This is a genomic window from Phenylobacterium sp. (assembly GCF_031425575.1).
Classification (GTDB): Bacteria; Pseudomonadota; Alphaproteobacteria; order Caulobacterales; family Caulobacteraceae; genus Phenylobacterium.
In genome coordinates, this window is record NZ_JANPJP010000358.1 from 32978 (window position 1) to 51763 (window position 18786).

At 70.4% G+C, this 18786-nt stretch carries 19 protein-coding genes; 17 read left to right on the forward strand and 2 right to left on the reverse strand.

The window, feature by feature from the left end; genetic code table 11:
* Nucleotides 1-147: 147 nt before the first annotated feature.
* The 11 genes from ccmI (at nt 148) to RMO97_RS20060 (ending at nt 11598) form a co-directional block, all read left to right on the forward strand.
* Nucleotides 148-1227, forward strand: a complete 1080-nt coding sequence (ccmI, locus tag RMO97_RS20010) for a c-type cytochrome biogenesis protein CcmI (RefSeq protein ID WP_310542763.1) — start codon at nt 148-150, stop codon at nt 1225-1227.
* Complete coding sequence (gene ccmE / locus RMO97_RS20015) at nt 1224-1724, forward strand: cytochrome c maturation protein CcmE (protein ID WP_310542764.1); 501 nt, start codon at nt 1224-1226, stop codon at nt 1722-1724. Before ccmI ends, ccmE begins: the two co-directional genes overlap by 4 nt.
* A complete protein-coding gene (locus tag RMO97_RS20020) occupies nt 1721-3682 on the forward strand; it encodes a heme lyase CcmF/NrfE family subunit (RefSeq protein ID WP_310542765.1) in 1962 nt (653 codons plus the stop codon). The genes ccmE and RMO97_RS20020 overlap by 4 nt, the downstream gene beginning before the upstream one ends.
* Nucleotides 3679-4125, forward strand: coding sequence for a cytochrome c-type biogenesis protein (locus tag RMO97_RS20025; RefSeq protein ID WP_310542766.1), 447 nt, complete (start codon nt 3679-3681; stop codon nt 4123-4125). The genes RMO97_RS20020 and RMO97_RS20025 overlap by 4 nt, the downstream gene beginning before the upstream one ends.
* 136 nt (nt 4126-4261) lie before the next feature.
* Nucleotides 4262-5815 (forward strand): Do family serine endopeptidase, encoded by a 1554-nt coding sequence (locus tag RMO97_RS20030; protein ID WP_310542767.1) that lies wholly within the window; start codon nt 4262-4264, stop codon nt 5813-5815.
* Between the two features lie 138 nt (nt 5816-5953).
* Nucleotides 5954-6625, forward strand: a complete 672-nt coding sequence (locus RMO97_RS20035) for a response regulator transcription factor (protein ID WP_310542768.1) — start codon at nt 5954-5956, stop codon at nt 6623-6625.
* 208 nt (nt 6626-6833) lie between these two features.
* A complete protein-coding gene (locus tag RMO97_RS20040) occupies nt 6834-8237 on the forward strand; it encodes a HAMP domain-containing sensor histidine kinase (protein WP_310542789.1) in 1404 nt (467 codons plus the stop codon).
* 229 nt (nt 8238-8466) lie between these two features.
* Complete coding sequence (locus tag RMO97_RS20045) at nt 8467-8748, forward strand: BrnA antitoxin family protein (protein WP_310542769.1); 282 nt, start codon at nt 8467-8469, stop codon at nt 8746-8748.
* A 102-nt stretch (nt 8749-8850) separates the two neighbouring features.
* Nucleotides 8851-9936 carry an AraC family transcriptional regulator gene (locus tag RMO97_RS20050; protein WP_310542770.1) on the forward strand — a complete coding sequence of 362 codons (1086 nt, stop codon included), beginning with the start codon at nt 8851-8853 and terminating at the stop codon, nt 9934-9936.
* A gap of 142 nt (nt 9937-10078) precedes the next feature.
* The gene (locus RMO97_RS20055; RefSeq protein WP_310542771.1) at nt 10079-10966 is read left to right on the forward strand and encodes a sterol desaturase family protein; all 888 of its coding nucleotides are present in this window, start codon (nt 10079-10081) and stop codon (nt 10964-10966) included.
* Between the two features lie 5 nt (nt 10967-10971).
* The gene (locus RMO97_RS20060) at nt 10972-11598 is read left to right on the forward strand and encodes a class I SAM-dependent methyltransferase (RefSeq protein WP_310542772.1); all 627 of its coding nucleotides are present in this window, start codon (nt 10972-10974) and stop codon (nt 11596-11598) included.
* A gap of 3 nt (nt 11599-11601) precedes the next feature.
* Here RMO97_RS20060 and RMO97_RS20065 read toward each other — a convergent pair whose 3' ends face one another.
* Nucleotides 11602-12228 carry a class I SAM-dependent methyltransferase gene (locus RMO97_RS20065; RefSeq protein WP_310542773.1) on the reverse strand — a complete coding sequence of 209 codons (627 nt, stop codon included), beginning with the start codon at nt 12226-12228 and terminating at the stop codon, nt 11602-11604.
* Nucleotides 12229-12310: 82 nt separating this feature from the next.
* On the opposite strand from RMO97_RS20065, the gene RMO97_RS20070 reads away from it, so the two are divergent.
* Nucleotides 12311-12991 (forward strand): metalloregulator ArsR/SmtB family transcription factor, encoded by a 681-nt coding sequence (locus RMO97_RS20070; protein WP_310542774.1) that lies wholly within the window; start codon nt 12311-12313, stop codon nt 12989-12991.
* A 16-nt stretch (nt 12992-13007) separates the two neighbouring features.
* Here RMO97_RS20070 and RMO97_RS20075 read toward each other — a convergent pair whose 3' ends face one another.
* The gene (locus RMO97_RS20075) at nt 13008-13682 is read right to left on the reverse strand and encodes a DsbA family protein (protein ID WP_310542775.1); all 675 of its coding nucleotides are present in this window, start codon (nt 13680-13682) and stop codon (nt 13008-13010) included.
* A 225-nt stretch (nt 13683-13907) separates the two neighbouring features.
* On the opposite strand from RMO97_RS20075, the gene RMO97_RS20080 reads away from it, so the two are divergent.
* The 5 genes from RMO97_RS20080 to RMO97_RS20100 all read left to right on the forward strand — a co-directional run bounded on the left by RMO97_RS20080 (nt 13908) and on the right by RMO97_RS20100 (nt 18786).
* A complete protein-coding gene (locus tag RMO97_RS20080; RefSeq protein ID WP_310542776.1) occupies nt 13908-16805 on the forward strand; it encodes a bifunctional [glutamine synthetase] adenylyltransferase/[glutamine synthetase]-adenylyl-L-tyrosine phosphorylase in 2898 nt (965 codons plus the stop codon).
* Nucleotides 16806-16870: 65 nt separating this feature from the next.
* The gene (locus RMO97_RS20085) at nt 16871-17290 is read left to right on the forward strand and encodes an EF-hand domain-containing protein (protein WP_310542777.1); all 420 of its coding nucleotides are present in this window, start codon (nt 16871-16873) and stop codon (nt 17288-17290) included.
* A 35-nt stretch (nt 17291-17325) separates the two neighbouring features.
* Nucleotides 17326-17871, forward strand: a complete 546-nt coding sequence (locus RMO97_RS20090) for an RNA polymerase sigma factor (protein WP_310542778.1) — start codon at nt 17326-17328, stop codon at nt 17869-17871.
* Nucleotides 17872-17881: 10 nt separating this feature from the next.
* Nucleotides 17882-18304: a hypothetical protein gene (locus RMO97_RS20095; RefSeq protein WP_310542779.1), complete on the forward strand. Its 423-nt coding sequence runs from the start codon at nt 17882-17884 to the stop codon at nt 18302-18304.
* Nucleotides 18304-18786: a periplasmic heavy metal sensor gene (locus tag RMO97_RS20100; protein WP_310542780.1), complete on the forward strand. Its 483-nt coding sequence runs from the start codon at nt 18304-18306 to the stop codon at nt 18784-18786. The genes RMO97_RS20095 and RMO97_RS20100 overlap by 1 nt, the downstream gene beginning before the upstream one ends.

Genomic DNA, 18786 nt, shown 5'->3' on the forward strand with positions numbered 1-18786 from the left:
ACCCAGCCCCTAGGCAAAGGCGTCTGTGGGGGGTGGCGACGTTGACCGGCAGAGGGTCCGCCTCCCACCCTCGCCAGGCCTGAGATACGCCCGCTTTCCGCCATGCGGACCCTCGCGCTCCCTTGCGGTTTCCGCTAAACGCCCCTCATGATCGCCTTCTGGGTCGCAGCCGGCCTCATCTCCGCCGCCGCCGCCGGCCTTGTCCTGCACGCCGCCGCGCAAGCCGCGCGCAACGCCGGGTCCCAGGATCCGACGCTGGACCTTTATCGCCGCCAGCTCGGCGAGATCGACGACCTCGCCGACCGGGGCCTGATCGCCGAGGGCGAGCGCAAGGGCGCCCATGCCGAGGCCGCCCGGCGCCTGCTCCACGCCGCTGACGCCGCCGCCCGGCCCTGGACCGCCGACACCGGCCTGCGCAAGCCGGTCCTGGCCGTGGCCGCCGTCGCGCCGCTGATCGCGCTCGTCCTCTATTTCTGGGTCGGCTCCCCCGGCTTCGCCGATCAGACCTTCGAGTCCCGCCTCGCCGCCTGGCGCGCCACCGATCCGGCCGCGCTCTCGCCGCCGGAGATGGCCGCCGTCCTCCAGGCCGTGACGATGGAGCGGCCCAAGGACGCCGAGGGCTTCCACTACCTGGCCATGGCCCACGCCGCCTCCGACAACCCTTCGGCCGCCGCCCGCGCCCTGCGCCGCGCCATCACCCTGGATCCCAAGCGCCCCGACCTCTGGAGCCTGCTGGGGGAGGCCCTGGTGGCCCAGGGCGGCGGCGAGGTCACCCCCCAGGCCCAGCGCGCCTTCCAGCGGGCCCTGACCCTCGACCCCAAGGCCGTCACCGCGCGCTTCCACCTGGCCCGCGCCCGCATCGAGGCCGGCGACAAGGCCGGCGGCGTCGCCGCCTGGCGCGTCCTGCAGGCCGATCTGCCAATGACCGATCCCCGCCGCGGCGCCCTGGCCTCGGCCATCTCCCAGGCTGAAAACGCTCCGGCGCCCTCCGCCCCCGCCATGCCGCAGATGGACGCCATCCGCGGCATGGTCGCCGGCCTCGCCGCCAAGCTGGAGGCCAACCCCAGCGACGGCGAGGGCTGGGTGCGGCTGGTGAGGTCCTACGCCGTGCTGGGCGACACCGAAAATCGCGACACGGCGCTCGCCACCGCCCGCAAGCGGTTCGCCGCCGATCCCGACCTGCTCCAGGCCCTCGACGCGGCCGCCAAGACGGAACCCATGACATGAGCGGCTGGCTGCCCAAATCCCCCAAGGCGCGCCGCCGCCTGACCCTGCTGGCGGCCATCGCGCCGGTCCTGGCGCTCGCCGTCGGCCTGACCCTGTGGGGCCTCTCGGACTCCATCTCCTTCTTCTACACCCCCAGCCAGGCCGACGCCGCCAAGCCGCCGGCCGGCCGCACCGTCCAGCTGGGCGGGCTGGTGGAGGCGGGCAGCGTGGTCAAGCACCCTGACGGCCGGGTGGAGTTCACCGTCCGCGACTCCCTCGCCGCCGACCGCATCGTCTTCCAGGGCGACCTGCCCGACCTGTTCCGCGAGGGGCAGGGCATCGTCGCCACCGGCGCCTACCGCGAGGACGGCGTCTTCCAGGCCAAGCAGGTCCTGGCCAAGCACGACGAGCGCTACATGCCGCGCGAGGTCTCCAAGGCGTTGAAGGAACAGGGCGAGTGGCGCGGCGACGGCGAAAAGCCCGGCTACGACACGCCCGCCAAGCGCCCCGTCACATGATCGCCGAGACCGGCGCCTACGCCCTGATCCTCGCCCTGGTGCTGTCCCTGGCCCAGGCCGTCCTGTCCGTGGCCGGCCGCTGGCGGCGCGCCAGCGTCCTGGCCGGCGCCGGCGCCGGGGCGGCGCTGGCGGCCTTCGCCTGCGTCGCCGTGGCCTTCGCAGCCCTCATGCACGCCTTCGTCACCTCCGACTTCTCGGTGGCCAATGTCGCGGCCAACTCCCACACCGAAAAGCCCATGCTCTACAAGGTGGCCGGAACCTGGGGCAGCCACGAGGGCTCCATGCTGCTCTGGTGCCTGGCCCTGACCGGCTTCGGCGCCGCGGTCGCGGGCTTCCGGCGCGGCCTGCCGCCGGGCCTCAAGGCGGTCACCGTGGCCACCCAGGGCGCCATCGGCACGGTGTTCCTGGCCTATACGGTCTTCGCCTCCAACCCCTTCCAGCGCCTGGCCCAGATCCCCATCGAAGGCCGCTCCCTGAACCCGCTCCTGCAGGACCCGGCCCTGGCCTTCCACCCGCCCGCCCTCTATGCGGGCTATGTCGGCATGTCGGTGGTCTTCTCGCTGGCGGTCGCCGCCCTGGTGGAGGGCCGCGCCGACGCCGCCTGGGCCCGCTGGGTCCGGCCCTGGACCCTGATGGCCTGGAGCCTGCTCACCGTCGGCATCACGCTCGGCGCCTTCTGGGCCTATTACGAGCTCGGCTGGGGCGGCTGGTGGTTCTGGGATCCGGTGGAGAACGCCAGCTTCATGCCCTGGCTGATCGCCACGGCCCTGCTGCACTCGGCCATCGTCACCGAAAAACGCGGCGCCCTGGCCGGCTGGTCGGTCTTCCTGGCCCTGGCGGCCTTCACCTTCTCCATGCTGGGCGCCTTCCTGGTGCGCTCAGGCGTGCTCACCAGCGTCCACGCCTTCGCCGTCGACCCCACCCGCGGCGTTCTGCTGCTGATGATCCTGGGGGTCACCGCCGGCGCGGGCTTCACCCTCTTCGCCTGGCGCGCCCCGGCGCTGAGCCCCGGTGGCGTCTTCGCCCCCGTCAGCCGCGAGAGCGCGCTCGTCCTCAACAACATCCTGCTGGCGGCGGCCACGGTCACCGTCCTGCTGGGCACCCTCTATCCCCTGATCCGCGAGGCCGCGACGGGGGAGGCGATCTCGGTGGGCCCGCCCTTCTTCAACCTCACCTTCACCCCCCTGATGGCCGCCCTGCTGATCCTGCTGCCCGCCGGCCCCCTGCTGGCCTGGAAGCGCGGCGACGCGCTGGGCGTGGCCCAGCGCCTCTGGGTCGCGGCCCTCATCGCCGTCGCCTGCGGCCTGCTGGCCTTCGCCGTGGTCAGCCCGCGCAAGGCCATGGCCAGCGCCGGTCTTGCCATGGGCGCCTGGCTGATCGTCGGCGCCCTGGTGGAGCTGGCCGAGCGCACCCGGGCCTTTCGAGGCTCCGGCGCCGAGACCTGGCGCAGGCTCACCGGCCTGCCGCGCGGCGCCTGGGGCATGACCTTCGCCCACCTCGGCCTCGGCGTCTTCGTCCTGGGCGCCTGTTTCGAGACCGCCTGGAAGGCCGAGGCCGCCGAGACTCTGGCCATCGGCCAGACCCTCAATGTCGGCGGCTATGAACTGACCCTGGACCGCATCCAGGGCGTCGATGGCCCCAACTACGACGCTGAGCGGGCCACCATCACCGCGCGCCGCGACGGCGCCCTGGTCTGCACCCCCAGGCCCGAGCGGCGCTTCTACCCCACCGGCGGCCAGACCACCTCGGAGGTGGCCATCTGCAGCCAGGGCGCGAGCCACCTCTATGTCGTGCTGGGCGAGCGCCGCCCCGGCGAGGTCTGGCTGGTGCGCGCCTACTGGAACCCCTGGGCCCTGCTGATCTTCCTGGGCCCCGCCATCATGGCGCTGGGCGGCCTCATCTCCCTGTCAGACCGCCGCCTGCGGCTGGCCGTGGGACGCCGGGCGGTCGCCGAATGAAAAAGCTGCTGGTCCTGCTCGCCGCCGTCTTCTGCGTGGCCGCCGCCTCCGACCCCTCCGAGCGCCTGCCCGATCCCGGCCAGGAGGCCCGCGCCCGGGCCATCTTCGCCGAGGTCCGCTGCCTGGTCTGCCAGAACGAGTCCATCGACGACTCCTCGGCCGAACTGGCCGCCGACCTGCGCCTCCTGGTCCGCGACCAGATCCGGTCGGGCAAGTCCGATGATCAGGTCCGCACCTATCTCACCGACCGCTACGGTGAGTTCGTCCTGCTCAAGCCGGCCTTCTCCTGGGGCAACGCCGTCCTCTGGGGCGCGCCCTTCGTCGTGGTGATCTTGGGCGTTCTGCTGCTGCTGCGGAACCTTCGCACGCCGCGTCCGTACGCCGAATTGTCCGAAGCCGAGGCCGCCCGCCTCGCCGCTCTCGCTGACAAGGAACAGACGTGACACGATTGCGCCCAATATCGGTCGCCTTGCTGCTGACAGCGTGACCTAAACGTAACTTGCCGAACGGTTGCACCCTCAGGCATCGAACCTAAGTTGTTGGTGTCCCGTCCGGGCCCACAGGAAAATTGAAGGCGTTATGACCTCGAAGAAGAACGGCTATCTCTGGGGCGCCATCGCCGGCGTCAGCATCGCCACCGCCGCCGTCGCCGGGGCCCGCGTAGGCCAGCCCGAGAGCACGCTGGACCGCACCATGCTGCTCAAGACCTCCACGGCCCCGATCTTCGCCCCGCCCCCCGGCGCGCCGCTGTCCTTCGCCGACATCTTCGAGAAAGTCTCCCCGGCGGTGGTCTCCATCAACGTCACCTCCAAGGTCGACGCCTCGGCCCTGCGCCGCCAGATCCCCGGCCTGCCCTTCGACATCGTTCCCCGCGGCGCTCCCGAGGGTGAAGACGGCGACCAGGGCGGCGCCACCGAACGCGGCCAGCCCCGCCTGCCCACCCAGCAATCCTCGGGCTCGGGCTTCTTCATCTCGGCGGACGGCTACATCGTCACCAACAACCACGTCGTGGAGAACGCCGAGGAGATCAAGGTCGTGCTCAAGGACGAGCGCGAACTGGAAGCCGTCGTGGTCGGCCGCGACGAGGGCACCGATCTGGCGGTCCTCAAGGTCAAGGGCGGCAATTTCCCCTTCGTGAACTTCGAGAACGCGGCCAAGCCCCGGGTCGGCGACTGGGTCATCACCGTCGGCAACCCCTTCGGCCTGGGCGGCACCGCCACGGCGGGCATCATCTCGGCCTATGGCCGTGACATCGGCGAGACCTTCGTCGACTACATCCAGATCGACGCCCCCATCAACCGGGGCAATTCCGGCGGTCCGACCTTCGACGTCTATGGCCGGGTGATCGGGGTCAACACCGCGATCTTCTCCCCCTCCGGCGGCTCGGTGGGCATCGGCTTCGCCATCCCCGCCAACGTGGCCGACTCCACCACCAAGGCCTTGATCTCGGGCGGCAAGATCACCAGGGGCTATATCGGCGCCTCGATCCAGAACTACACCGCCGAGATGGCCGACGCCCAAGGCATGCCCGGCCAGAAGGGCGCCATCGTCGCCGACCTGGTCCCCGGCGGTCCCTCGGCCAAGGCCGGCCTGACCCCGGGCGACGTCGTGGTGGCCGTCAACGGCGTCACGGTGAAGACCTCCTCGGAACTGACCCGCGAGGTGGCCAAGGCCCGCGCCGGCGACACCCTGAGCCTCGAAGTGCTCCGCGACGGCAAGCGCCGCACGGTGGACATCCGCTCGGGCGTGCGTCCCACGGAAAAGGAACTGGCCGCCAACGACAATTCCGGCAGCCCCCGCAGCTCCGGCGGCCCCTCCGGTCCGGCCGTCCAGCTTCCGGCCGTCCTGGGCCTGAAGCTCACTCCCCTGGACGCCGCGGCCCGCACCCGCCTGAACATCGACACGCCCCTGCGGGGCGTGGTGGTGGACAGCGTCGACCAGTCCTCCGACGCCGCCCAGCGGGGCCTACGCAAGAACGACGTCATCACCCAGGCCGGCGGCCGTCCTGTGGCGTCGGCCTCGGACTTCTCGGCGGTGGTCGAGGCCGCCAAGCGCAGCGGTCGTCCCAGCATCCTGATCGGCGTCTACCGCGCCGGCCGGACCACCTTCCTGCCGATCAAGGTTTCCGGCTAAACTGGCCGGGAACTGACAGGAGCGTGACAGCCAGAAGTGGACACCGGTTCTGGCGACCGTCACGCGACAGACGAATATGAAAGCCACTGGCTGGTTCAAATGGCATCATTTGAACCAGGTAGGCTTTGGGGGGTTGTGATGCGGATTCTGATCGTCGAGGACGACCTTGAGGCGGCCGAGGCTATGGATCGCGGCCTCACCGAGGGCGGCCACGCCTGTGTCCGCGCCGCCGACGGGGAGGAGGGCCTCAAGGCCGCCCGCGACGGCGAGTTCGACGTGATGATCGTCGACCGCATGATGCCCAAGATGGACGGCATCACCCTGGTGGAGACCATCCGCCGCGAGGGTGACCAGACCCCGGTCCTCTTCCTCTCGGCGCTCGGCGAGATCAACGACCGCGTCACGGGCCTCCAGGCCGGCGGCGACGACTATCTGGTCAAGCCCTACGCCTTCGCCGAGCTCAGCGCCCGGGTCCAGGCCCTGTCGCGCCGCCGCGAGACCGGCTCGGTCCAGACCCTCCTGCGGGTCGGCGAGCTGGAGATGGACCTCATCGGCCGCTCTGTGCACCGCCAGGGCAAGGAGATCGACCTCCAGCCGCGCGAGTTCCAGCTGCTGGAATTCATGATGCGCCACGCCGGCCAGTCGGTGACCCGCACCATGCTGCTGGAGAAGGTCTGGGAATACCATTTCGACCCCCAGACCAACGTCATCGACGTCCACGTCTCGCGCCTGCGCTCCAAGATCGACAAGGGCTTCGACCGCGCCATGCTGCAGACCGTCCGCGGGGCGGGCTACCGGCTGGAGCCTTAGGCGACCGAGCGATGCCTCCCCACTCCGCTCATCCCGGCGAAGGCCGGGACCCAGATTCATTCAGGGTGGTAGGAGGTGATCACTTCACCGCGTCTCGGCTTGGTCTGAGCGTGGAGTGGGTTTCACCTGGATCCCGGCCTTCGCCGGGACGAGCGGGGTTTGGCGTGCACGCGCCGCACGCCGCTGGAGCCCACTGATGTCCCCCGGCATGCGCCTCCCGCGGCTGTTCCGCACGACGCCCTTCCGGCTGACCCTGCTGTTCCTGGCCCTGTTCGGGGCCGCAGCCAGCGCCTTCCTGGCCTATATCTATGTCGCCACCGCCGGCGAGGCGACGCGGCGCACCGACCAGGACATCACCCGCGAGATGAATTCCCTGGTCGCGGCCTATGAGCGGGCCGGCGTCGATGCGGTGAACCAGTCCCTGATCGAGCGGGCGGCCAGCGAGCGGCCCTTCCTCTACCTGCTGATGAAACCGGACGGCACCCGCATCTCCGGCTCCATCGCCGAGTCGCCCCTGGAGGACATCAACGCCGTCCCGGCCCGCGCCAGCTTCTCGGTCACCGACTTCGACGCCCAGGGCCGGCCCATCAAGCATCCGGCCCGCGGCTTCCAGGAACATCTGCGGGGCGGGGAGATCCTGTTCGTCGGCGCCGACGTCAGCGAGGACCAGGCCTATGTGGGCAAGATCGTCAACGCCCTGCGCGGCGCGGGCACCCTGGTGGTGGTCCTGGGCCTGATGGGCGGGGTGCTGGTCAGCCGCAATGTCAGCCGCTCCATGGCCGGCCTCACCGATGTGGTCACCGCCGTGCGCAACGGCGACCTGGGCGCACGCGCGCGCGTGCGCGGCACCCGCGACGAGTTCGACGAACTGGCCGAGGGCCTCAACGAGATGCTCGACCGGCTGGAGCGCTCCATGGCCGGCCATCGCCACGCCGGCGACGCCATCGCGCATGATCTGCGCTCGCCGCTCACCCGTCTGCGCGCCCGGCTGGAGGTGGCCTATCTGGACGTCGAGGCCGGCAAGGGGGACCCCGAACAGGCGCTCGGCCAGGCCCTGGAAGACACTGACGGGGTGCTGAAGACCTTCGGCGCGGTCCTGGCCATCGCCCGTCTGCAGGCCGCGGGCTCGGCGCCCGATCAGATCCTCTTCGATCCCGCCCAGCTCGCCGCCGACATCGCCGAGCTCTATGAGCCCCTCTGCGAGGACGCCGGCCTCGACTTCCAGGCCGAGATGGCCGAGGGGCTGCAGGCGCGCGGCAATCAGGAGTTCCTCGCCCAGGCCCTGGCCAACCTGCTGGACAACGCGGTGAAGTACACCCCCTCCGGCGGCGCCATCATGCTGCGGGTGCGCCGCCGCTCCTCGGGCGAGATCGAGTTCTCCATCACCGACACAGGCCCCGGCGTGCCGGAGGAGGACCGTCCCCGCGTGGTCGAACGCTTCGTGCGCCTCGAAAACAGCCGCAGCCAACCCGGCGCGGGCCTCGGCCTCTCCCTGGTCGGCGCCGTCGCCGAAGCCCACGGCGGCCGCCTGGAACTCGCCGAAGGCCCCGGCAAGGTCGGCGAGATCGGGCCCGGCCTGCGGGTCGCGCTGATCCTGCCGCGGGCGGGGTAGGTCTCTCGGCTATCGCACCCCACCCACCGCTCATCCCGGCGAAGGCCGGGACCCAGATTCATCCTGGGCGGTCTGAGGTGATCCCAAGCCGAACCCAAGGTCCGCATGACGCGGGAGAGGGTTGCACCTGGGTCCCGGCCTTCGCTGGGATGAGCGGTTTTGGGGGCGGCCCCACTCTAATTGTGTATACAAAATGCTTGCGCTGCCCACGCCAAGGAGATGAGACGCCATGGCCCCGCATGAGGCCGGCTTCGACGAAGACAATCCTGAATGGACGGACGAGGTTTTCGCCCGAGCCAGGCCGGCGAAGGATGTCCTACCCGAAAAGGTCTTCGACGCCCTGACACGCCGCCGTGGGCCGCAGAAAACGCCGGCCAAGACGCCGATTTCTCTTCGCCTCAGCCCCGAGGTGATCGAACACTTCCGCGCTGGCGGCGCCGGCTGGCAGACCCGCATCGACGAAGCCCTGAAGCAGGTGATCGCACGTAGTTCAGCAGTTCCAGATTCATAGTCAGCGGTCGGCGTTGACCCACCCGTGCCCTGTCGCCGAAGGCCACCGGAGTTCCGCAATGCACCTTAGTCCGCGGCTTCGGCGAACGTGGTAATCGGAGCCGTGTGGTCAGACGAATCCATCCTTGAGCTGCTGATGCGCGGCGGCGCTGTGGGCGCCTTCCTGGGGCTTGCGGTCGTGATCGCGCGCGGTCCGCTCGCGCCGGCGCGGGTCACCGGATTCCTGTTCTGCCTGGCGGCGGCGGCCCACACCCTGACCCAGCAGGGTGGCCTTGAATCGGCGCTAGGGGTGAGTTGGCCCGTGATCTGGGCTCTTTCGGCGATGGGCGCGGGTCTGTTCTGGGCCTTCGCCACGGAGCTGTTCGGGGACCGGCCACACCTTCAAGCTGCCCGCCTGGCCCCGGCCGCGCTGCTGCTGGTGATCGCCGTCTTGGCGGCGAACGGAGTTTGGCCCAAGGGGCTGTGGCTGGCCCACAACCTGGTGGGCGCCGCGCTCATGGCCCATGTGCTGGTGGTCATCTGGAGCGGCTGGCGCAACGATCTCGTGGAGTCCCGGCGGCGGCTCCGTGGGCCCATCTTGGCGGCCGCCGCGATCTATGCGGTGGCGGTGATCGGCGTGCAGGTTTCCGAGATCCTCTGGCGGCCCGCTGACGACCTCTCGCCCATCGCGGCGGCGATGCTGTTCGTGCTGGGCCTCGCCGGCCTGGGCGCGCTGCTTCAGGCTGAGCCCGACCTCTTCGCGACCGCCGCCGCGCTACGCCCGCCGCCGCTCCCGGCGGTGGCGGCGCCCCTCTCCGCCGAGGACGCGAAGCTCGCCGAAAGGCTCGACCCGTTGATGCGCGTGGACCGTCTCTATCGCGATGAGTCCCTGTCGATCTCTGCGCTGGCCCTCAAGCTCGGCGTGCCGGAATACAGGCTTCGGCGCCTGGTCAACCGGCAGCTTGGCCACCGCAACTTCAACGCCTTCATCAACCAATGGCGCCTGGGCGACGCTCGGCAAGCGCTCTCTGATCCTGCACAGCGGGAGGTGCCGATCTCCACGATCGCGCTCGACGCCGGCTTCCAGTCGCTCGGGCCCTTCAACAGAGCCTTCAAGGCCGAAACAGGCCTCACCCCGTCGGAATTTCGCGCAACGGCGCTCGGCTCGGGCGCCAAGGGCGGCGCTAACACATCGGGCGCAACAACCTGAATTGACATTGAAATTCCGGAATCGGCGAGGTGCCGCCGCATTCGGCTAGCCGCGTTTGGAACCCGGCGAGCCAAGCACGCAGGCTTCGAGGAGCTTGGCGAGGCCGCCGCAACGGTGCGGCCATCAGCCTGCGAGACGCAACATGCCCTGGCTCCAAACCCTGTGGCGCGAGTTCACCGCCGTCTTCCCAGCTATTCTCGCCATCGAGGCCGGGCGCTACATCGTCACAGCGGGGCTGGTCAGCCTCGTCATCTCGACCTTCTGGCGCGCGCGCTTCCACGCCCGCAAGATCCAGGCTCGGACCGCTGCGCCGATGGACTATCGCCGAGAGATCTTCGCCTCCCTCGGGACGGCGGTGATCTTCTCCCTGACGGGTTTCGGCATGCACCTCGCGGCCAAGGCCGGATGGCTCACGATCCACCATGGCTTCACCGAGCGGGGACCGCTCTATCTGGCGCTCAGCCTCGCGGCGATGGTCGTCGCCCACGACGCCTACTTCTACTGGACGCACCGGGCGATGCATCACCCGCGCCTGTTCCGCGCCTTCCACTGGACGCACCACAAGTCCAAGGCGCCGACGCCATGGACCGCCTATGCGTTCGACGCGCCTGAAGCCATTCTGACCGTCGCCTTCGTCCCCCTGTGGGCGGCCATCGTGCCGATGCACGAGGGGGCGCTCTTCGCCTTCGTGACCTGGCAGATCGTGCGCAACGTGATGGGCCACGCTGGCGTCGAGCTGTCGCCGGTCTCCGGGCGGCCCTCCCGCCTGTTCGGCTGGCTCAGCACCACCACCCACCACGACCTGCACCACCAGCATGGCCGCAGCAACTATGGCCTCTACTTCACCTGGTGGGACAGGCTGATGGGCACTGAGCATCCCGACTATCAGGCGAGGCTCGCCGAGATCGCTGAGCGCAGCCGGTCGGCCGCCAGGTCCGCGCCTTCGGTCGCAAGAGTGGCCGTGCTGCTCCTGCTGGCGATCGCCGGCGCCGGCGCCACCGTGGCCGCGGCCCAGGCGGCGGGAGCGTGAACGTCATGCGCCGTCCTCCCGCCATCGCCGAACAGGCCCGAAATGCGCGTGGCCTCTTGGGTCGCCTTGTCGCCTTCATCATGGCGCGCGAGACCTGGGCCGATAACCAGCGCGCCATCGAGGCTCTGGACATCCGCGACGGTGACCACGTGCTCGACATCGGCTGCGGCCACGGGCGCAGCCTCGCGGCCCTGGCGGCCCGGACGCCGAGTGGACGCGTGGTGGGCGCCGATCCCTCGGTTCTGATGGTCGACATCGCGGTGGCGCGAAACCGAAGCCTGATCCGGCGCAAGCGCGTGGATGTCATCGTGGCCGGCGTCGACGCCCTGCCGTTCGAGAGCGCCAGTTTCGACAGGGCGCTCTGCGTCCATGTCATCTACTTCTGGAAGGACCTGGACCTGGGGCTGCGCGAGATCGCCCGTGTGCTAAAGCCCGGCGCCAAGCTGGCGCTGATCCTGCGCACCAGTGCCGACACCGCCGCGGTCAGCCGGTTTCCGGCCGAGGTGTACAGCTTCCGATCGTTGGACGAGGTGCTGTCGGCGCTCAGGGCGGCGGGCCTCGAAACCGAAGTCGCTGATCACGGTCGCGAACCAGCCCTGGTCGTCGTCCGAAAGGTGCTGTCTGCACTCTAACCGTCAATCGGCCGTCTTGCGGAACAGGCACCGGACGAAGTCCTGAGCCACGCCGCTCGGCGTGATGTGCGTCTCGAAGCTCGTGTCGAGAAGCCGGAAACCGTCGCCCAGCGCCGCCTGAAGGGTCTCCGGCGAGTAGCGTTGCACGGGAAGGCCGCTACAGCGCTCCGGGCCGCTCAGGGCGAACGTTGCGAGGATGAGATAACCGCCGTCCCGTAGGCCCTGATTCAGCGCGCGCAGGTAGGCTTGGCGATGGATGTCCTCGACCAGGAAATGGAAGACGGCGCGGTCGTGCCAAAGCTCGAAGGCGTGCGGAGGTGGCGACCAGGTGGTGATGTCCTCGACCAGCCAGGCGACAGTGTCGCCGCGCCCGCCGAGACGCGCCTTGGCCGCCGCCAGAGCTTGGCTCGAGACGTCGAGGACGCTGATCCGCCCGTAGCCCTGGTCCAACAGACGGTCGACCAGGAGCGAGGCCCCGCCGCCCACGTCGATCACTGACGCGGTCGGCGCGACGCCGGCGGCCGCGAACATGGCGAGCGAGCGCCCAGGTTCATCCTGATACCAACTCACCTGGGTGGTCGGGCGGGTGGTATAGACATGCTCCCAGTGCGTTTGCGCTGCGTCGGACATTCTGGACTCCCGGCCACGGCCGCCTTGGATGGGTCTTGACGCGGTGACGGCGCGCGCAATCATTCAAGAACTCTCTTGATTGATGGTCAAGCCTGATTGGAGCTTCAGCCTGTCGGCAAAACTCGACCTCTTCGCCGCCTTCGCCGACGTCGCGCGCGCGCTCGGCAACGCCCATCGCCTCGATCTGCTAGAGCACCTCGCCCAAGGCGAGAGGAGCGTGGAGGCGCTGGCGGGGAAGGCGGGGCTCACCGTGGCCAACGCCTCGCAGCATCTGCAGGCCCTGCGCCGCGTCGGACTGGTGGTCGGTGAGCGCCGGGGCAAGCAGGTCGTCTACCGGATCACCGAGGATGACGTCCTCGACCTTGTCGCCGCCCTTCGGAGGGTGGGCGAGCGTCATACCGACGCGGTCAAGGTGGTGGTCGGCGACTACTTCCAGGCTCGCGACTCCCTCGACGCAGTGGGGTTCGCCGCTCTGGAGCAGATGGTGACCGACGGCTTGGCGACGATCCTCGATGTCCGCCCGCCCGATGAGTTCGCCGACGGTCACATCCCCGGCGCGTTGAGTATCCCGCTGACCGAGCTCAAGGCCCGGCTGGACGAAGTGCCGACGGGACTTGAAGTGGTCGCCTACTGCCGCGGCCCCTGGTGCGTCCTGGCGTTTGAAGCCGTCGCCCTGCTGCGGGAACGAGGGCGCCTGGCCAAGCGTCTGGAGGGCGGGCTTCCGGAATGGCGGCGCGCTGGACTGCCCGTCGCCACCCTGTAAGCCGCGGGTTACGCCCCTAGCACCAGCTGGCCTGGTCGGACTGGGGCTCGTGCAGCAGTTCCTGGACGTTGGCCTCCAGGATGCGGAAGCCGACATTGCCGTAGAGTTTCTGGCGGCCCTCGTTGAGCACGAAGCTGGGGCTGCCCTGCAGGCGCAGGGTCTCGGCGTCCTGATGGTCGGCGGCCAGGGCGGCGAAGGCCCGGCCGTCGGCGATCAGGGCCTCGACGCGGGCGAGGTCGGCGCCGGCCCGGGCGCCCACCTCGCGCTGGACCTCCCAGGTGGCGATGTCGCGGGCCTCGGCGAAGAAGGCGTGGCGTAGGCCGCGCACCGCGGTCTCCCCCGCGCCCGGCGGGCCGCCGCCAGCCGCCTCTGCCAGCTGCACGGCCTTGAGGAACAGGTGGGCGCCCCAGGAGGAGGCTGGCCGCACGGTCAGCCAGACGGCCGGGTTCAGCTCGATCTCGGGGAAGGCGGCGGCCGACTGGCGCAGGTGGGCGTTGAAGCCCTCATAGCCGCCCTTGTCGCCCCAGGCGGCGGGGATCTTGCGGCTTGTGTCGCCGAACACCGGGCAGAACCGGTACTTGATCTGCACCCGGTCGCCGAAGGCCCGCCTCAGGGCGTCGAGCCGCAGCTCGGCGATATAGGCCCAGACGCACAGGACGTCGGTGAAGCAGACGATGGGGACGGGGGTCACTTGGGATCTTCCTTGCGGCTCTGACCCCGGTATAGCTCACCCCGCGCGACGGGGCAGGGGTGGCGCACGCTTGAAGATCAACACTTGGCGGGACCTCGACGGTCACTTGTCGGCCTTGGTGGGCGGGCCGTGGCCGCCGCAATCCCTTGCGTCCCAAGACTTGGTGGCTGGCTGACCGGTTTTAAACAGCCTTGTCTTCCATCCCTGGCCGCCGACAATGTGCGGATGACTCGCCTCATCGAGCGCCTGACCCCCTGCGGCCCCGTCGCCGACCCCAAGGCCGCCGAGCGCGCCCACAGCGTCGTCCGCGCCGCGGCCGAGGAGGGCGGCTGGACCGAACTCCTGGAGCGGGCTTGGCCGGCCCTGGCCCCGGTCTTCGGCGCGTCCCCCTACCTCACCAGCCTGGCCCGCCGCGACCTGCCCCGCCTGCGCGACCTGCTGGAGGCCGATCCCGACGCCCGCTTCGACGACCTCCTCGCCCGCACCGCCGCCCTCGCCGGCGTCAGCTACGAGGCCGCCAAGGTGGGCCTGCGCAAGCTCAAGGCCGAGGCCCACCTGCTCATCGCCCTGGCCGATCTGGGCGGGGTCTGGGACCTGGACGCGGTCACCGGCGCGCTCGCCCGCTTCGCCGACGCGGCCCTGACCACCGCGCTCACCGTGGCGGCCCAGAGCGAGGTCGAGGCCGGCCGCCAGATCGCCGTGGGGGAGGGCGCCGCCGGCCCGGTCCCCGGCTACTTCTGCATCGCCATGGGCAAGCACGGCGCCTACGAACTCAACTATTCCAGCGACATAGACATCTCGGTCTTCTACGAGCCCGAGGCCCTCCCCCTTGTCGAAGGCGTTGAATCCCAAGGCTTCGCGGTCCGCCTGACCAACAAGCTGGCCGAGCTGATGCAGGACAAGACCGGCGACGGCTACGTCTTCCGCACCGACCTGCGCCTGCGTCCGGACCCCTCTTCGACGCCGCTGGCCGTGCCCGTCGCCGCGGCCATGGACTACTACGAAAGCGTCGGCCAGAACTGGGAGCGGGCGGCCTTCATCAAGGCCCGCGCCTGCGCCGGCGACATCCCCTTGGGCGAGGCCTTCCTCACCGAGCTGACCCCCTTCATCTGGCGCAAGAACCTCGACTTCGCGGCCATCGCCGACATCCACTCCATCAAGCGCCAGATCCATGTCCACAAGGTCGACGACCGCCTGCAGGCCAAGGGGATGGACCTCAAGCTGGGGCGCGGCGGCATCCGCGAGATCGAGTTCTACGTCCAGACCCAACAGCTGATCCTGGGCGGGCGCCACCCCGACCTGCGCTCGCCCCGCACCCTGGCCGCCCTGGCCGCCCTCCTGGCCGCCGGCCATGTCGCCCCCAAGGCCGCGCAGGAGATGACGGAGGCCTATGGGGTGCTACGGGCCATCGAGCACCGTATCCAGATGCTGGCCGACGAGCAGACCCACAAGCTCCCCGACTCCGACACCGAGCGCGCCCGGGTCGCGGCCCTGGCCGGCTTCGCCAAGCTCAAGGCCTTCGACGCCGACATCGAGAAGACCCTGAAGGCCGTCAACCGCCGCTACGGCGAGCTCTTCCCCGACGAGGAGCAGCTCTCATCCCGCTTCGGCAGCCTGATCTTCACCGGGGTCGACGACGATCCGGAGACCCTGGCGACCCTTGCCCGCATGGGGTTCTCGCAGCCGGCCAAGGTGTCCCAGACCATCCGCGGCTGGCACCACGGCCACATCTCGGCGACCCGCACCGAGCGGGGCCGGGAGCTCTTCACCCGCCTGGCCCCGCGCCTGCTGGAAGCGGCCAACGCCACCGGCGCGCCGGATATCGCCTTCCACCGCTTCAGCGACTTCTTCGGCAAGCTGTCCTCCGGCGTGCAGCTGCAGTCGCTGTTCCTGGCCCAGCCGCAGCTGTTTGAGTTGATCGTCCAGGTGATGGCCTACGCCCCGCGCCTGGCCAACACCCTGGCTCGCAGGCCCGCGGCGCTGGACGCCATGCTGGACGGCGACTTCTTCTCCGACATCGCCATTGAGGAAGACCGCCGGGTCATGGCCGCGGCCGTGTCCCAGTCCGACGGCTTCGAAGGCGCCATGGACGCCGTGCGCCGGGTGCATCGCGAGCAGGCCTTCCGGATCGGCGTCCAGGTGATGAGCGGCTCGGCCACCGCCGAGATCGCCGGCCGCGCCTTCGCCGACCTCGCAGACCTCTGCATCGACACCCTGGCGCCGGTGTCCCTGGCTGAGGCCGAGCGCCTGGGCGGGACCTTCCCCGGCCAGGTCGCCGTCGTGGCCCTGGGCAAGTGCGGGTCGCGGGAGATGAGCGCCGGCTCGGACCTGGATCTGATGACCGTCTACCGCGCCGACGAACCCGCCGCCGCCTCGTCGGTGAAGGAGTGGAGCGCCGACGTCTTCTACGGCCGCTTCACCCAGCGCCTGATCGCGGCCCTCTCAACGCCCACCGGGGAGGGGGAGCTCTACGAGGTGGACATGCAGTTGCGACCCTCGGGCACCAAGGGGCCGGTGGCGGTGAGCTTCGCCGCCTTTGAGGACTATTACGACCGCGAGGCCGAGACCTGGGAGCTGCTGGCCCTGACCCGCGCCCGGGTGGTCTGGGCCAGTTCGGCTGAGTTCGCCCAGGCCGCGACCCAGGCCATCGACACGGCGTTGCGTCGCCCCCGTGAGGCCGGCAAGACCGCCGCAGAGGTCCGCGAGATGCGCCAGTTGCTGGAACAGGAGCGGCCGCCGAAGGGCGACTGGGACCTGAAACTCTCGCCCGGCGGGCTGGTGGACATCGAGTTCGCCGCCCAGTTCCTGCAGCTGGTGCACGCCCCGGCCGGGGGCCCGCTTGCGCCCAACACCGCCGAGGCCCTTGGCCTGGTCCTGGCGGCCGGCCTGACGCCGAAGGGGCCCCTCGCCGACCTGCAGGAGGCCTGGCGGCTGCAGCAGAACCTGACCCAGCTCCTGAAGGTGGCCCTGCCCGACGGCGAGGACCCCGGCGAGGAACCCAAGGCTTTCAAGGCCCTGCTGGCCCGGGCCGGAGGCGTGAAGGACTTCAAGGGCCTGCGCGCCAAGCTCGCCCGCGCCCGCGCCGCCGCGCGGCATGCGTACGACATCATTGTGCAAACTTGAGCGACGGATATGGGCTGACGGACCGTTGAACTTGTGACGGTCCGCAAGCTCGTCGAAAGGACCCTATGAAACGCCTCCTGATCACCGCCGCCTTCCTGGCCATGGCCAGCTCAGCCCACGCCCAGATGGGCCGGGGGCCTGACCTCGACCTGGACAACGACGGCAAGGTCACCTTGGCCGAGTTCAAGAAGGTCCAGGCCGACTCCATGCTGGGTCGGCTGGACGGCGACAAGGACGGCAGGATCACCAAGGCGGAAAGCAAGTCGATGGAGGCCCTGGCCGCACGCTTTGGCGGGGCGAAGGCGACCACCCGCATCGCCGAGATGTGGAGCAAGGGCGACGCCAACAAGGACGGCGCCCTGTCGCGCGCCGAACTGGACGCCGGCTCGAAGCGCCGCTTCGATCAGGTCGACGCCAATCGTGATGGCTGGCTAAGCAAGGACGAACTGGCCACCATGCGCCAGAACCGGGGCCGTGCTGGATAGCCCGCCCATCACCACCGCCCGGGGCGAGGTCGGGTTTGGACTTAGATCCGGACGAAGAGCTGCTGGCGCGCGTGGCGCGGGGAGATCCCGCCGCGGTGCGGGCGCTCGCCGCCCGCAAGCTGCCGCGCCTGCTCGCCTTGGCCGGGCGGATGCTCGGCGAAGCGTCGGAGGCCGAAGACGTGGCGCAAGAGGCGATGATCCGTGCGTGGCGTCAGGCGCCGACCTGGGCGCCGGGCGCCGCGCGTTTCGACACCTGGCTGCACCGGGTGACCCTCAACCTCTGCTACGACAAGCTGCGTCGCCGCCGGGAAATCCCCACCGAGACGCCACCCGAGCAGCTCGACGAGGGGCCGGCGCCCGACCGGGGGCTGGAGGCCTCCGATGTTGGCCGACGGGTGGCTGCGGCTATGGCGGTCCTGCCCGACCGGCAGCGGGAGGCGGTCGCGCTCTGCCACTATCAGGAGATGACAAATATCGAGGCCGCCGCGGTCATGGGGGTCAGCGTCGAGGCCTTGGAAAGCCTGCTGTCTCGGGGGCGGCGGGCCCTGCGGTCAGCGCTTTCGGATATGATGACGCCTTGAGGGAGCAGGCATGACGCGGGAGCGGTTCCTGGAACTGGCGGAGGCCCATGGCGGGTCGACGGCGCGCTGGCCGGCCGCCGAGCGTGACGCGGCCGCGGCGCTTATGGCGGCCGCGCCCGATTTCGCCCGCCAGGCTCTCGCCGGCGCAGATCGCCTCGACGCGGTTCTGGACACCTGGGCGCCGCTCAGCGTCCCGTATGGGATGCGCGAGGCCGTGATCGCGGCAGCGCCGACCGTGCGGGCGCGCTGGAGCCCGCGGACCTGGCTCCTGGGCGCCGGTGTGGGCGCGGGGCTGGCGGGCGCCTGCGTGGCGGGCCTGGTGTTTGGGGTGGCGCTGTCGGTGAACCTCTCCTCCGCCACCGACGCGCCCGAGGCGCTGAGCGCGGCCATGATCGGCTATGACGATCTCCCTGAGACAAGCGAAGGCGTCTGATGCCCAGCCAACGCACCCTCACCGTGGCCCTGGTGGCGTCGGTCGCCCTCAACCTCTTCGTCATCGGCGCGGTGGTGGGCGGTGTCGTCGTCGGCCACCGGGTGCGGGAAGTGGCGCAGGGTCCCGAGCGACCGCGCCAGCCGCTGTGGAGGGCCGCTGACGCCCTGTCTCCCGAGCGTCAGCGAGCCTATCGCCAGCTGCTGCGGGCCGAGGCCGGTGGAGTGGGCGGCCAGATGCGTGAAGCGCGTCAAGCGCGGCGGGAAGCCTGGACCGATCTCGGCGCCCAGCCTGTGGACGGCCCTGCGATCTCCAGACGCCTGGCCGAGGCGCGGGCGCTCGAGATGACCGCGCGCGGCGGTGTGGAAGATCGCATCGTCGCCTTCGCCGCCACCCTGCCGCCAGCCGAACGCGCGGAGCTGGCCAAGGGCCTGGCGCGCAGCGGACCGGGCGGCCGCGGCCCGCGCGAACGCCGGCAGCCCTAG